The 15280-nt window shown below is 40.5% G+C and carries 11 protein-coding genes and 3 pseudogenes; 12 read left to right on the top strand and 2 right to left on the bottom strand.

Annotation, left to right across the window (positions count from 1 at the left end):
• Positions 1 to 29 precede the first annotated feature (29 nt).
• From ACUN27_RS30310 to ACUN27_RS30295, 4 genes are all read left to right on the top strand, one after another.
• Positions 30 to 353, top strand: coding sequence for an IS110 family transposase (locus ACUN27_RS30310; protein ID WP_445560100.1), 324 nt, complete (start codon positions 30 to 32; stop codon positions 351 to 353).
• Between the two features lie 44 nt (positions 354 to 397).
• A complete protein-coding gene (locus ACUN27_RS30305) occupies positions 398 to 550 on the top strand; it encodes a hypothetical protein (protein ID WP_445560099.1) in 153 nt (50 codons plus the stop codon).
• Positions 547 to 1005, top strand: a complete 459-nt coding sequence (locus ACUN27_RS30300; RefSeq protein WP_445560098.1) for a transposase — start codon at positions 547 to 549, stop codon at positions 1003 to 1005. Before ACUN27_RS30305 ends, ACUN27_RS30300 begins: the two co-directional genes overlap by 4 nt.
• Before the next feature lie 410 nt (positions 1006 to 1415).
• Complete coding sequence (locus ACUN27_RS30295; RefSeq protein ID WP_127452558.1) at positions 1416 to 1706, top strand: hypothetical protein; 291 nt, start codon at positions 1416 to 1418, stop codon at positions 1704 to 1706.
• A 234-nt stretch (positions 1707 to 1940) separates the two neighbouring features.
• Here ACUN27_RS30295 and ACUN27_RS30290 read toward each other — a convergent pair whose 3' ends face one another.
• A complete protein-coding gene (locus ACUN27_RS30290; RefSeq protein WP_445560097.1) occupies positions 1941 to 2459 on the bottom strand; it encodes an IS110 family transposase in 519 nt (172 codons plus the stop codon).
• Positions 2460 to 2882: 423 nt separating this feature from the next.
• On the opposite strand from ACUN27_RS30290, the pseudogene ACUN27_RS30285 reads away from it, so the two are divergent.
• From ACUN27_RS30285 to ACUN27_RS30255, 7 genes and pseudogenes are all read left to right on the top strand, one after another.
• Positions 2883 to 3659: pseudogene (locus ACUN27_RS30285) on the top strand (SDR family NAD(P)-dependent oxidoreductase).
• Between the two features lie 183 nt (positions 3660 to 3842).
• Positions 3843 to 5372: a molybdopterin-dependent oxidoreductase gene (locus tag ACUN27_RS30280; protein ID WP_445558646.1), complete on the top strand. Its 1530-nt coding sequence runs from the start codon at positions 3843 to 3845 to the stop codon at positions 5370 to 5372.
• A gap of 1099 nt (positions 5373 to 6471) precedes the next feature.
• Positions 6472 to 6828: pseudogene (locus ACUN27_RS30275) on the top strand (hypothetical protein); the annotation flags it as partial.
• A 215-nt stretch (positions 6829 to 7043) separates the two neighbouring features.
• Positions 7044 to 7754: a response regulator transcription factor gene (locus ACUN27_RS30270; protein WP_445560096.1), complete on the top strand. Its 711-nt coding sequence runs from the start codon at positions 7044 to 7046 to the stop codon at positions 7752 to 7754.
• Positions 7751 to 9571 (top strand): sensor histidine kinase, encoded by a 1821-nt coding sequence (locus ACUN27_RS30265; protein ID WP_445560095.1) that lies wholly within the window; start codon positions 7751 to 7753, stop codon positions 9569 to 9571. Before ACUN27_RS30270 ends, ACUN27_RS30265 begins: the two co-directional genes overlap by 4 nt.
• A gap of 135 nt (positions 9572 to 9706) precedes the next feature.
• Entirely contained in the window at positions 9707 to 10993 is a 1287-nt protein-coding gene (locus ACUN27_RS30260; RefSeq protein ID WP_445559327.1) for an IS110 family transposase, read from the top strand.
• Positions 10994 to 11547: 554 nt separating this feature from the next.
• Positions 11548 to 12834 carry an IS110 family transposase gene (locus ACUN27_RS30255; RefSeq protein ID WP_315956298.1) on the top strand — a complete coding sequence of 429 codons (1287 nt, stop codon included), beginning with the start codon at positions 11548 to 11550 and terminating at the stop codon, positions 12832 to 12834.
• Positions 12835 to 13322: 488 nt separating this feature from the next.
• On the opposite strand, the gene ACUN27_RS30250 is transcribed toward ACUN27_RS30255, so the two are convergent.
• Positions 13323 to 13784: a MerR family transcriptional regulator gene (locus ACUN27_RS30250; protein ID WP_445560094.1), complete on the bottom strand. Its 462-nt coding sequence runs from the start codon at positions 13782 to 13784 to the stop codon at positions 13323 to 13325.
• A gap of 157 nt (positions 13785 to 13941) precedes the next feature.
• Between ACUN27_RS30250 and ACUN27_RS30245 the strand changes: the two are divergent.
• Positions 13942 to 15069: pseudogene (locus tag ACUN27_RS30245) on the top strand (NADH-dependent flavin oxidoreductase).
• The last annotated feature ends 211 nt before the right edge of the window (positions 15070 to 15280 follow it).

Here is a 15280-nt window from a genome sequence, read left to right as displayed (position 1 = left end):
CCCAACACCATTAAGGAGGCACTCTTATTATGAAATTTAAGCAATCAGACGGACAAAATCAACGTATTGAACGAATTACTACTTCACATCTAGTTGTGGGCATTGATATGGCAAAAGAAACTCAAGTAGCTCAAGCTACAAATTATCGAGGAATTGTCCTTACAACCCAGCATCTATCATTCAAAAACACTATCCAGGGATTTGAGAAATTACAGCGTTGGATGGAAGGTTTGCAACAAAAACATCGACTGAAGGATATCATAATTGGCATGGAGCCGACGGGACACTACTGGTACAGTCCTGCCCACGCTCCATTGCTACACTCAAAGAGTTTCCGTCTCCGTTGGATCTAAAAGGTCAATCTACATCAGAAGTTATTACAGGTTGGCGAAAATATATGAAACGAGCTGGCGGCTCCACAGGTATTCAGAAGGCAGCTGAATTACTCTCTAAAGTTGCTCAAAGCGTGGGGGAGACGGTAGCGCTGTATGAGGCCAAACAGGATCTGAATCGCTATCAGAAGAGTACGAGCGCATTGACGGTATATTGAATCAAATAGCACAAGAAATCGCGTCTTTACTTGGTGAGATCCCGATTGCTAGCCAGCTTCGTTCCGTTAAAGGTTTGGGCACGATCTATATTGCAGCAATTCTGGCTGGTGCCGGTGATCTGACACAGTACGTTCACGGTCGTCAGTTGCTACGAAAAGCCGGTTTAAATTTGGCAGAGAGCATGTCTGGAAAGCGTAAAGGCCAGATCATACTCTCGAAACGAGGAGATTCCACACTCCGAAAATATTTGTATCTGGCTACCTTAACATTAGTGGGAACAAATCCTATATTTAAGCAATTACATTTGAATAATGTTCAGATTAAACATATGAGTAAGCAGAAGTCGATATTTAAATTGCTCGGAAAACTGGCACGAATCTTAGTTGGCTTGGTACATTCCGAGGAGTCATTCACTCCTGAAAAAACGGTCATTCCGTATACTCACGCTGCCTAACATCTTCGAACTAATGTAAATTGATTCATTCGCAGGACTTCAAAAAAGAAAGCACGGAGGACCGAGTTCGTTCTTCATAAGGGCACAGACCCATCCGCTAAACGCTATGGGTCTCCACACCTTGGATAGGTGTAACGAAGGAATGTAAGGGCGTCGACCCGTAGAGCCTTGGGATGGTCAATCTCCAAGAGATTGTGGAGTATGCGTGCAGTAGATTATTGAAATGGGGAAATGTTCCAATGTTTCTTCTATTCCCGCATGCCTTAGAAGCGTACATTACGGTCACAACAAGTACATTCCAATCGGGAAAACGAAGAAGACAGCCCTTTACTGTGACATTTCTCACAGCATTCTCCTTACGAGATTTGGTAACCTAAACAGAGAAGTTAAAATAGGGAGTTGATCTGACTGTGAAAAAAGAAATTACCATCCATTTCAAAGTCATCCATCATGACAGAACTTCTTTGCTTAGAGGCATTATTTTCTTAGAGGAAAAACAGAAACCGACCTTGGCGGACTATCAGCAATGCCTTATGGATTGCGGTCATCAGATTGTACTCATCGATAAAGAGCATGTTATCTTTAAAGCTTCTAAGCCGGGAGAAGACTATCTGATTCATGTTCTAGATGAAGAAGAAAACGGCCTTCGAGATGTTATTATAGAAAATTTAGCAAAAAACTTGCTGAAAACAAAATTTTGATTTCTCTGTAATTTCGGTTTCCTTCTCCACGTTTTAATCATATTTCCGTCTGTAATGATCCTAAGCCACATTTCGTGCTTAATTGATTCGCTGAATCCCAATTGCTTCGCTAGTGACGACAGAAGCAGCTCTGCCAGTTTTGTTTCCAATTCTTCCAGTCAATATTACATTTAAACATTACTTCCTAAAATTTTAACTGGAATTCGGTATGGGAGATTGAAGATAGCCATATGTTTATTCGCGATGTTTAACCGACCAATTTCTTGTTCCTTTTGGAGAACGCAGATCATGACGAAGCAAAAATTGGACAAGACGAAGACGAGCTCGATGCAAGTCTTCCTTAGCGTCATGCCGAGCGCGAACGAGATCTCTTAATGCTTCATGATCTTCATCTGGTGTCCAAACAGGAGTAAGTTCACCAAATCGAAGATGCTTTGCAAGTTTCAAAGAATCTCTTCGGTCCGTTTTAACTCGGTCTCCTGCGCGCTTAGGGATAAGGGTTGGGGCTACAACGATGCAGTCAATTCCTATGGAGATGAGAAATCTGAAAAGAGCGTACCCAGTTGGTCCTGCCTCATAACATACATGCAATTGCTCAGAAGTGCCTAGCTTTCTCATACACTTGCGAATAGCTTCAGGTGTATGTGGAATGTTGCCGAGAAAACGTGGCTCACCACGTTCTGTGTCTGCAACAGCAACAGAAATTGAATCTTTTGATACGTCTAAACCAACAAATTTTGTGTAATCCTTCATAGTAGCGGCTCCTTTCGAATGTAGCTCTGCATTTGGTTTTTAGTAGAATCCCACTACACATTTTTACCAAATGTAACCTACGATAAGCGAAATGGGGCCGCCTCGTTCATTATGACTAACGGAGAACTATAGTTGAATGACGAAGCTGCCGGCAGATTGGCAGCTTCATTACGTTAACAGGCAGGAGAGTTTAATCACTACACGAATAAATACCTTCAAGATATTTATAAAATTGAGGTGTAGTATGATACAAAACCTTCAAATAGCACTAAGAAGAATGACTGAATTAGATTATGAGTGTATGTTGGAATGGCGGCAAGACGAGGATGTAAGAATGTTTTACAGTAATCCCCATGATGTCTATACACTTGGAAAGTAGTAAGGAAATATACATCAAGAGTTCAAGGTAAAGGAGGAACGGATATGAAATATACGGTGATTACGGGGGCCAGCTCAGGAATTGGGTATGAAACGGCTCTTGCTTTTGCAGCTCGTGGAAAAAACTTAATCCTAGCAGCTCGCAGAACGGAGGAATTGGAAAAGTTAAAATCAAAAGTGGCTGACCTTAACCCAGACCTTTAACCCAGACCTGGATGTTGTCATTCGAACGAGTGACTTATCCGTTCCTGCGAATGTTTATGAATTCTACGAAAGTCTTCAGGATTATAGGATCGAGACCTGGATCAATAATGCCGGATCTGGAAGCTTTGCTTCCGTTGGAGACCAAAATTTAAATAAAGTTACGACGATGCTTCACTTGAATATTGAAGCTTTATAACCGTTCTGACTTCTGTTTATGTGCGTGATTATGCAGATGTTGAAGGGACGCAAATCATCAATATTTCTTCGGGAGGAGGGTACCAAATTGTCGGCAATTCTGTGACCTACTGCGCGACAAAATTTTATGTAAGTGCCTTTACAGAAGGTATCGCGCAGGAATTGAAAGAAAAAGGAGCTGCCATGAAAGCAAAAGTTCTGGCTCCTGCTGCAACTGCGACTGAATTTATTAAAAGCGCTTTGGATCTAGATGCGTTTCATTATGAAGGAGTAGTTCCCAAATTTCATGCTGCAAAAGAAATGGCTGGGTTTATGTTAGATCTTTATGATAGCGTAAAAGTTGTTGGCATCGTGAATGGAAATACATATGACTTTGAATTAATAGACCCGATTTATCCGTATGTGGGGAGGACAAGAATCTAGCTTTTGAAAATCCTAGCTTTGCTGTACCTGTTCTTTTATCCAGTCTAGCTCGACATTCTCGGATTCATCTTCGATCCATTCGTTTTCTTTTAACGATGTTTGATGGTTAAAATTTCGTTTCTTTGCTAAAAATAAATTCTATAGCTGTTCTGTTCATATTTAGCTGAAGAGGTGGATTTGTTCATGCGCGACATTCATTTGGTTCCAGTTTCCTATTTCCCATCAGAAAATCTTGAATTTCCCATGGTTGCCAACCTCCAAACCATTACACCGAATCAATTATTTTACGTCAGAAATCATTTTGAATACCCGACAATCGATATAAACACCTGGTACCTTTCAATTGAAGAATTAGTAGATCAACCAATTAAATTTACGTATGCTGATTTGAAAAACATGAATAAGGTCACGCTATCTGCTACTCTAGAGTGTGCAGGAAACAAGCGTTCGTTATTTGAAAGAAAAGCACAAGGTAACCAATTCAAGCTCGGTGCGATAAGCAACGCCATTTGGGGAGGCGTTCGACTGAAGGATGTATTAGACCAAGCAGGAGTATCCCCAAGTGCGACTGAGATCGTTTTTGAAGGATTAGATTACGGTCAGCGAAATGACATGGATGGACAGGTATTTTTCAAAAGAAGTCTTCCTGTTGCCAAGGCACTTCACCCAGATACTTTATTGGCTTATGAAATGAATGGTGAACCGCTCTCCGATAAACATGGTTTTCCAATAAGACTAATTGTACCTGGATGGTATGCAGTTGCGTCTGTTAAATGGCTGCATAGGATCAGAGTTGTAGATCAGCCATTCAAGGGACCATTTCAAAGTATAGATTATGTCATTCTAAAAAAAACAAACGACTACAAACATGCACGACCGCTATCACCAGTTTTAATCAATTCAACGATAGCATCTCCTACAGAAGAGCAAGAGATGGCTGTTGGCACCAACGTGGTACAAGGGTATGCTTGGGCTGGCGAGCATTCTGTAACGAAAGTAGAGATTAGCACAGATGGCGGGACACTCTGGAATGAAGCAAACATACTTGATCCTGATGTTCCCTATTCATGGAGGAGATGGTCTTTTGCGTGGGAAGCTCAAAAACCAGGTCAATACACGATTATGAGCAAGGCAACGAACGAGCATGGAGAAGTTCAACCGCTGAAGGCTGAATGGAATGTAAAAGGTTACCAAAATAACTCCATCCACGCCGTAAATGTTCATGTGACAGCCCCTAATTTAGTAAATTTAGTAAATAATATTCCGCAGGAAACAAAACAACAAGGAGTGTTTGAGATACTTACATTGGAGATTGCGAAACAATTGCTCGAGGTTGCGGAACAGAAAGCCCGTCAAATGGGACTCGCCTTCGATATCGCAATCGTCGACGCCGGGGCGAACTTGGTCGCCTTCCACCGGATGGACCATGCCCGGATCGCCGGGATCGAAATCTCCAAGGGGAAGGCCTGGACGAGTGTAGCCATGCAAATGCCCACGGCTAACTTAGCCCAGTCGGCGCTTCCCGGCGGTCAACACTATGGGGTCAACACGACAAACCAAGGGACAGTCACCATCTTAGGAGGCGGCATACCACTCGTTCGCGAAGGCACGACCGTCGGCGGTATCGGCGTCGCCGGAGGCACCATGGAGCAAGACATGGAAGTGGCCAATGCCGCCGTTCAAGCGTTCGCCGCTGTAGTAGGAATGAAATAGCAGTACAAAAGAGACAATTTTACCGCCTTTTCAAAAGGGCGGTTTTCTTTGTTCAAAACTCAACATTCGAATTTAACATAGGCCGTCATAGTAGAAGCTTTTACACAAAATCGCCTTCCCCGAGTTGAGAAGATACATAAACCAATTGCTTATACAATGAGATATTTTAATTCTAAGTGTGGGTATCCTGAGAACTATCAAAAAGAAAAACACTACATTGATAATTATGTAAGAAAACTTAATGCTCCAATTAAATATTCGGAATTGTAACTAAAAATAATAAACACAGCGCGTTTTAACCCCGCCGCTGTGTTTTTTGTTTTTTGCAAACTTGAAGAAAACAGAAAAGCAAACAACTTCTTGTCTTTTATCGATAGTTATTCTTGTCCTCCGACAACTGTTTGAGGACAAGAACATATATGCATAAGAAGCCGCGGTTTACGCGGTTTTTTATTTTTATGGATACAACTTCTTGTCCTTTCCGAAAGACAAGAACTTGCACAGATTTCCGAAGGAAGTCATAAAAATGATATATTCTCCACAGAAGCAGAACAATACATATTTAGTGTTCACTTTTCAGGAATCCATTCACTATTCTGTTGTAATCGCACTAATGACTTTGACCAAGCAACGGGATAGGAAAAACAAATAGCTTGAAGTCAATTTATGATTGATTCATCTACTTCATTGCGCTAACGAGCAGGTTACTGACAACAATAATACCGTATCGTCACGTCATAGATCGGGTTTATTATACTTTTTGCATGAATTGTGAAGAAGAAAAACTATATTTCAACTTTATATTATCTTCACTTCATCTTTATATGTACTCATTATATTTGTATCTGTAACATCCAATAAAACAATGAAAGAGGTTTTCAAAATGGTAAAACACAGAACCAAATTATTCACTGCACTTGGTATTTCAACAGTATTATTAGTGGGAGCTGGTAGTGCATACGCCACTCAAAAAGAAAAAAATGAGGTAGTAAAAACAACAGAAGTTGCTCCAACTACTAAAGAAAAGAATGCGGTAGTAAAAACAACAGAAATAGCTCCAACATCAAAAGAAATTCAATCAGTATTGAAAGGTAAACCTACACCTTCAACCATTAAAGTAGAAGGTTTATTTTCTACAAATGGTAAGCCTGATTATACAGCGGATTATTTTTTAAACGATGAAAAATTATTCTCGTTATTGACAATTGACGCACAAGAATTAAAACAAGAATTAGCAACAGGAAAATCTGTTATTGAAATTGCAGCGTCTAAAAATGTTTCTAAACAACAATTGATTGATGTCATTGCAAAAACACAAATTGATGTTCAAATACAAGGTGAAAATAAAGGCGACGTTCCAAAAAACAATCGCTCAATAGAGCAATTGTTAAAAGATATTGAACCAAAAGTAGTACAAATCATCGAGCATAAAACTGAAACTCCATGGAAAAAATAAATCAACCAACCATGCTTTAGTTCAACTTAAAACGGAACAGTTCTGCTGCAGCAGCTGTTCCGTTTTTTTATTTAGCTGAGCCAATATCTTTACATAATCTTTATATGAGCATGTTAAATATATATAAGAGATCCAAAAGCTTAAAAATTATTCTGAAGGTAAGAATATAATTAGTTATTTGAAGTCTTTGGCTTCAAAAAGGATTAGGAGAAATTATGCATAAGACAATTTTAATCGTAGAAGACGAAGACATTCTGCGTGAAATTATTAAAGATTATCTTCTGAATGAAGGGTATCAAGTATTAGAAGCAGTGGATGGGAAAGAAGCATTAACCTTATATCAAGATCATGAGGTACATTTAATTATTCTTGATATCATGTTACCAGAATTAGATGGCTGGTCGGTTTGCAGACGGATCAGGAAGACATCAAATGTTCCAATCATCATGTTGACTGCTAGAGTAGATGAGGATGATACATTACTGGGGTTCGAGCTAGGGGCCGATGACTATGTGACAAAACCGTATAGTCCAGCTGTGTTACTAGCCAGGTCTAAACGATTAATTGAAAGCAGGTATAAGGAAGAACGTCAATCTAATGCCCTGTTATCGAATACAATTACTGCAAGCGATACAATAACTGCTAATGGTCTTCAAATCCATATACCTTCTCGAACTGTATCCGTAGATGGCGAGAATATATACCTGACCTACACAGAGTTTCAAATACTGGTGTATTTAATGCAAAATAAAGGGATTGTCATTACAAGGGAACAGCTCATCACAAAAATTTGGGGATATGAATACGATGGGGATGATCGTACCGTAAATACTCACATTCGTAATTTAAGATGCAAGTTGGGCGATAAATCCAAACTGATTACAACAATCGTAAGAACGGGCTATAAGTTTGAGGGGACAATATGAGGACAAGTATTGTAGCTAAATTGTTTACTTTAACAACTTTGCTATGTCTTTTCATTTTAGCAGCCATATATATTGGCCAAACGATATTCTTCAAACAGTACTACGCAAATAGAAAAGTGAATGAAATCCATGCCAATATACAAGCATTTAAGAAGTCTTACCAAGAAGAGGAAGGGAATGTCCTTGCTATTCAGAAGCTGGAACAGGACTTTTATCGCCAAAACAATACTTGGATTACCACATTAGATAGCCAGGGTAACTTAAAAAATGTGAACGACTTTTACCTAGAAGTAAAAATAGATTCACCTAAAGTGAATAATGAGTCCTACGGTAAAACCATTTCAGTTCCACTTTATAATATGATGAACATTAATGAGGTTTTAAATAATACACCAGGTCAAGGAAAATCCATGTTGGCTCCAAAGGCTCGTGTTTCTATTAATGAGTATAAAATGGAGTCTGGGTTAATTCCATATCGTTTGCAATTAGATAAAAGCAATTTTTTTTGGGTAAATGAGAAAATCTCCAAAAAGATGGATGACCTCACGCTTGATATTAAATATTCAAAAAATGAAAAGATGGAGTTCCCTGGAGTTTCACTTAGTGGATTAATTACCAAAATTCAGCTACCTGTTGGAAATGAATCTTCCAGTTTCATTTATACGAACGGCTTATTTATGGACCGAATTAAAGAGTTTCAAGCCAACGTGCTATTCAATGAATTGCACAATAGCATTGACACCTTACAAATTCTTGATTTCACACAAAATAATGTAAAGTACAAGCAGTTTATTGACCCGATCAAGGATCAAGCGGGAGTAACCAGCTACATTTTCTCAATGGCCTCTTTGCAGCCGGTTGATGAAGCCGTACAAATGCTTAAAGATTATTATGTGTATATGATCGCTTTAGTTATCCTACTTATTGTTCTCGCTGCGTTTTATTATTCGAGAAAGATTGCCAAACCTTTGCTTCAAATTAATCAGACTACGAAAAAGATCGCAAATTTAGATTTTTCGGAAACCATTTCGATAAGATCCAAAGATGAAATTGGTGACTTGTCTCAGAGTATCAATTCTCTTTCCCGAACTCTGAATTCCTATATCCAACAATTGCAAAAGGACATTGAGAAAGAAAAGCAACTGGAAAGTACAAGGAAAGAATTTATTTCAGGAGTCTCGCATGAGTTGAAAACGCCTCTGAGCGTCATGAAAAGTTGCATTTCCATTATGAAGGATGGCGTTGCTACGCATAAGAAAGATCATTATTTTGAAGCGATGGACAAAGAAGTGGATAAGATGAATCTCTTAATTCTGGATATGCTGGAGCTTGCAAAGTTTGAATCTGGAACCTATAAAATGAAAATGGATATGTTTAGCATTGATAAGCTCGTGGAAGAGTGCTGTGAGAAGTTATTGTTGGAATTCAAAGGCAAAGAGCTCAAAGTACACACCGAACTTGCTTCGGTTGAAGTCATGGCTAATCAACACAGAATCGAACAAGTGATTATGAATTTCTTGACCAATGCGATCCGCTACTCACCCGAACATGAGCATATTTTCATTACCATCAAAGAAGAAACAACTCGAGTCAAGATTAGCATAGAAAATAAAGGAGCTCACATTCCCGCGGATCAATTAGACAAAGTCTGGGAGCGATTCTATCGTGGAGATATCGCACGCCAACGTGCACATGGCGGGACTGGACTAGGACTGGCCATTTCCAAAAATATATTGGAATTGCATGGCGTACAATACGGCGCCGCGAATACGGAAGACGGAGTTTTGTTTTTCTTTTATTTGAATATACAAGCGTAATAAAAAATTACGATGTCATTGAGCTAAACATTCCTGTATAGCCTAAGAAATGGGCTTTGTCAAAAAAGGAGCGCCTCGGTATGATGGGTTTGTCGACGGGTAGATACCCAACACCATCAAGGAGGCGCTCTTATTATGAAGTTTAAGCAATCAGACGGTCAAAATCAACGTATTGAACGAATTACTACTTCACATCTTGTTGTGGGCATTGATATGGCAAAGGAAACTCAAGTAGCTCAAGCTACAAATTTTCGGGGAATTGTCCTTACAAACCAGCATCTATCATTCAAAAACACTATCCAGGGATTTGAGAAATTACAGCGTTGGATGGAAGGTTTGCAACAAAAACATCGACTGAAGGATATCATAATTGGCATGGAGCCGACGGGACACTACTGGTACAGTTTAGCTAACTGGCTTGCCCAGAAAGGCCTAAACGTCGTTTTAGTTAATCCAGCAACGACGAAACGAAACAAAGAGAACCGAGATAATTGTCCTTCCAAGAGTGACCCAAAGGATGCCCTTGTTATTGCGGATGTTGTTAGCCGTGGCTATTATTATGAATACATTCGGCAAGCAACTCATTTTCAGAGGTTACGAACCCTAATGAATGATCGAGAATTTTGGGTTACAAATAGTGTTCGGATGCAGAATCGGATCATACGCTGGCTGGATATACGCTTCCCTGAGTATGCTTCTGTGTTTAAAGATTGGACCTGCCCACGCTCCATAGCTACACTCAAAGAGTTCCCGTCTCCGTTGGATCTAAAAGGTCAATCTACATCAGAAGTTATTACAGGTTGGCGAAAATATATGAAACGAGCTGGCGGCTCCACAGGTATTCAGAAGGCAGCTGAGCTACTCTCTAAAGCGGTTCAAAGCGTGGGGGAAACTGTAGCGCTGAATGAGGCCAAACAGGATCTGCATCGCTTACTAGAAGAGTACGAGCGTATTGACGGTATATTGAACCAAATAGCAAAAGAAATCGCGGCTTTGCTTGGTGAGATCCCGATTGCTAGCCAGCTTCGTTCCATTAAAGGTTTGGGCACGATCTATATTGCAGCAATTCTGGCTGGTGCCGGTGATCTGACGCAGTACGTTCACGGTCGTCAATTGCTACGAAAAGCCGGTTTAAATTTGGCAGAAAGCATGTCTGGAAAGCGTAAAGGCCAGATCATACTCTCCAAACGAGGAGATTCCACACTCCGAAAATATTTGTATCTGGCTACCTTAACATTAGTGGGAACAAATCCTATATTTAAGCAATTACATCTGAATAATGTGCAAGTTAAACATATGAGTAAGCAGAAGTCGATATTTAAACTGCTTGGAAAACTGGCACGAATCTTAGTTGGCTTGGTGCATTCCGAGGAGTCATTCACTCCTGAAAAAACAGTCATTCCGTATACCCACGCTGCCTAACATCTTCGAACTAATGTAAATTGATTCATTCGCAGGACTTCAAAAAAGAAAGCACGGAGGACCGAGTTCGTTCTTCATAAGGGCACAGACCCATCCGCTAAACGCTATCGGTCTCCACACCTTGGATAGGTGTAACGAAGGAATGTAAGGGCGTCGACCCGTAGAGCCTTGGGATGGTCAATCTCCAAGGGATTGTGGAGTATGCGTGCAGTAGATTATTGAAATGGGGAAATGTTCCAATGTTTCTTCTGTTCCCGCATGCCATAGAAGGGTTCATTACGGTCTCAACAACCTAGTATTCTTAAGATTACTATATTTCAAGGTGATGAAATCCTGCGAATGAATGAGTTTACGTGAAATAAACCCTTAAAACTGAGGGACGAAGAACGTTAGTGAATTAATCAGGAAGCAGATTGCCGCGACCGGCATCTGCTTCTTTTCCGTTGAACCTTCCTGTAGGACCTAAGAAATGGTCTTTGTCAAAAAAGGAGCGCCTCGGTATGATGGGTTTGTCCACGGGTTTGAAACCCAACACCATCAAGGAGGCGCTCTTTATGAAGTTTAAGCAATCAGACGAACAAAATCAACGGATAGAAAGAATAACTCCAACTCACTTAGTAATTGGCATCGACATGGCGAAGGATGCCCATGTTGCACAGGCAACGAACTTTCGCGGAATAGTTCTTTCAAAACGCCATCTTTCCTTTACCAACAACAAGGATGGGTTTGAAAGGTTTGGCCGTTGGGTTAGTGAATTGCAGCAGAAACACCGATTGAACAACATAATAATTGGAATGGAACCGACGGGGCACTACTGGTTTAATCTAGCGAATTGGTTGGTAGAACAGAGGTTAAACGTTGTTCTGGTGAACCCTGTTACGACTAAGAGAAACAAGGAGAATAGAGATAATTCTCCCTCCAAAAATGATCCAAAGGACGCTCTTGTCATCGCGGATGTTGTCAGTAGAGGGTATTACTCTGAATACACGAAGCAATCACATTCTTTTCAGAAGTTACGCGTTATCATGAGCGATCGAGAGTTTTGGGTGGCGAATAGCATACGGCTTCAGAACCGAATCATTCGCTGGCTGGATATCCGTTTCCCCGAATTTACTTCAGTTTTTTCGGATTGGACCTGCAAGCGATCCTTAGCGACGCTTTATGAATCCCCTGTTCCAGCAGACTTACATGGGATGACTACAGCAGAAGTCATAGCAAGCTGGAGAAAGCACATGAAACGAGCAGGCGGTACCACAGGGCTAGAGAAGGCTGCCCAGCTCATCGCTTCTGCAGCTAGAAGTATAGGTGAAACTACAGCTACTCACGAAGCCAAACAAGATTTGCGCAGACTACTCGATGAATATTGTCGCATTGTTGAGATTCTAGAGAATATTGAAGAAGAAATCCTGGTGATCCTAGATAAGATACCTTTGGCTCATCAACTTCGCTCCATTCAAGGTCTTGGACCCATATTCATTGCTGCTATCCTTTCGGGTGCAGGTGATCTAAATCTGTATTCTCACGGGAGACAACTTCTGAGAAGAGCAGGTATGAACCTAGCCGAGAGTATGTCGGGTAAACGGAAAGGGCAGATCGTACTCTCAAAACGGGGAGATTCAACTCTGCGAAAGTATTTGTATTTAGCTACGTTACGTCTTATTGGTAACAATGTGTTGTTTCGGAAGTGGCATGAACATAATGTACAAGTACTGCACATGAAAAAGTACCGTTCCTTGTTTAAATTAGTTGGTAAACTAGCACGTATTCTGGTTGGTATGGCTCAACGAGGAGAGTCTTTTTCACCTGACAAAGCACGTATTCATGACTGTGTAGCAGCTTAATGTAAATCTAGATTACGTAGGTTGGTTCATTCGCAGGATTACAAAGAAAGCACGGAGTACCGATTACCCGTTACTTAAGGGCACTGACCCGCACGTTGAACTTGATCGGCCTCCACCCCTTGGACAGGTGTAACGAAGGAAGGTAAGGGCATAGACCCGTTGAGATATGGGAGGGTGAACCTCCGAGGGCATTGTGGAGAATGCGTGCAATAAATGGAATTATGAGGAAATTAAGTCTTATCCTCTATTTGCGCATACCTTTATGGCCGTTCGGTGGTGCCACCACCACTACTAAACCGTTGTATCCTTTTTCCAAGAGGGATGTAATCCTGCGAATGAGCGAGTAAACGTGAGAAAATCCCTTAATACCGAGGGAGTAACGGGCAGAATAACGGAATACCGTCAATATTAAACACAAAAAAAATTGACTTCGAGTGTACTCGAAGCCGTAGACTATCTTCTAAAGATCATACATTAACTTTTGATGTTTATTGGATGTGTTTCGGTATATCGTACTTCTCTCCACATTCTGGGTTGTTGTTGACTGGATTCCAGGTATCCTCTAATTGGCCAGCTAAGACATTTGCGTAGTAAGCCTTTTTCTCTTTTATGTGCTTTAATTGAAGGTTATATTCAAGTATTTTCGCTTCAAGTTCTTTTTCTTGTTTTGCAATAAGCTCAGCCCTCTCAGGAACTGTTTCATCACCTTGCAAACACATGGCAATGTAATGCTTGACTTCGGAAATAGGCAATCCAGAAATACGAAAGCAATGCACCATCCGCAACCAATCCAGATCATGATCAGAGAATAAACGATTGTTTCTTTTATTTCTTGAAGTAAAAGGAATTAATTTTTGATCATCATAGTATCGAATCGTATGTTTTGTAAGACCAGTTATTTCAGATACATCTTTCACTGTATATTTAGGTTCATGTAATGACTGATTCAAAATTTCTACCTCCTTACTATTGACTTCGAGTTACTCGAATACTTTACGATGTCATTGTACCAATGTTGTGAGCGTTCATCAACTGGTAATGGAATGCGAATGAACGCTTTAATTTAAGACAACAATCTTGTAAATATAATTTGAAAGAGGTTAGAGAATGCACACAAAATATAACAACTTGTTTGAATCCTTAACATTCAGTAACGGAATAACTCTTAGAAATCGTGTCGTTATGGCGCCTATGACCACTTGGGCAAGTAATGACGATTACACGGTTTCCGATGATGAAGTGAAATATTACAGAAAGAGAGTGGATGGCGTAGGTCTGGTTATAACCGGATATACACATGTCCAACCAAACGGTATAGGCTTTACAAATGAATTGGCAGCTTATGATGATAAATTTATTCCGAGCTTACGAAAATTGGCGGATGCGGCGAAAAGCGGTTGAGCTCCAGCGTTACTTCAGATATTCCACGCAGGTAACAAAGCACTACCGGACTTGGCACCAAATGGAGATGTAGTAAGTTCAAGCTCTGTAGAGACTGAAGCTACAGCATTTGCTCCATCAGTTTTGCCTAGAGAGCTTTCACACTATGAAATTTTGGATGTGATCCATGCTTTTGCAGAAACAACCAGACGAGCTATTGAAGCTGGTTTTGATGGTGTAGAAGTTCATGGTGCACACGGGTTTTTACTCCAGAATTTCTTCTCTCCATTCTACAACCGACGTGAGGACCAATGGGGGGGATCAATGGAGAATCGCTTGCGTTTTCCATTAGAAGTAGTTCAAGTAATCAAAAAAACGATTAACAAACATGCCACAAAACCGTTTATTCTGGGATACAGAATTTCTCCTGAAGAACAAGGCGGTTATGGGATGGATGAAGCCTATGAATTAATTGACTGTCTTATTGAACAGGGGTTGGATTATATCCATGCTTCGCTCGATGATATATCTTCAAAACCACGAGGAAGTGTAAATGGAAAAACACGGCTTGAATTGATTTTAGAAAGAGTAGACGGCAGAGTTCCTGTTATGGCTGCTGGTTCTATGGTAGCTCCAGATGCTGTTGCAACAGCAATCGATAAGGGCTTAGCCTTAGCAGCGGTTGGTCATGCTTTAATCATGAATCCAGACTGGGTTAAAAAGGTTCAGAACGGTAAAGAAGATGAAATTGAGACGGTGGTTAAGACTTCAAAAGTAAGCGAGCTTGAGCTTCCGGAGAAACTTTGGAATATTATCCAAGCTTCAGGCCAATGGTTTAAGATTGAAGAAGAATAACATCGTTATTGTTACTTGATATTCAAATTGCTGTCGGGTGACAAGAACATTATCTCATTCCCGACGGATAGGGGTATGGACAAAAGCGAATTACTACTAGGCAGAAACGTTTGTTCCGTTAGAGAATAAAGTGCTTGTCCAGAATGCTACAATCGCTAAGGCGCATAATAAAAAGGCCGACCCGAATTTTACCATTCAGGTCGGCCTCTTC

The sequence above is a fragment of the Paenibacillus sp. WC2504 genome (assembly GCF_052682475.1).
The sequence above is the reverse complement of the archived record's forward strand: the minus strand, read 5'-3'. Positions and strand labels throughout refer to the sequence as shown.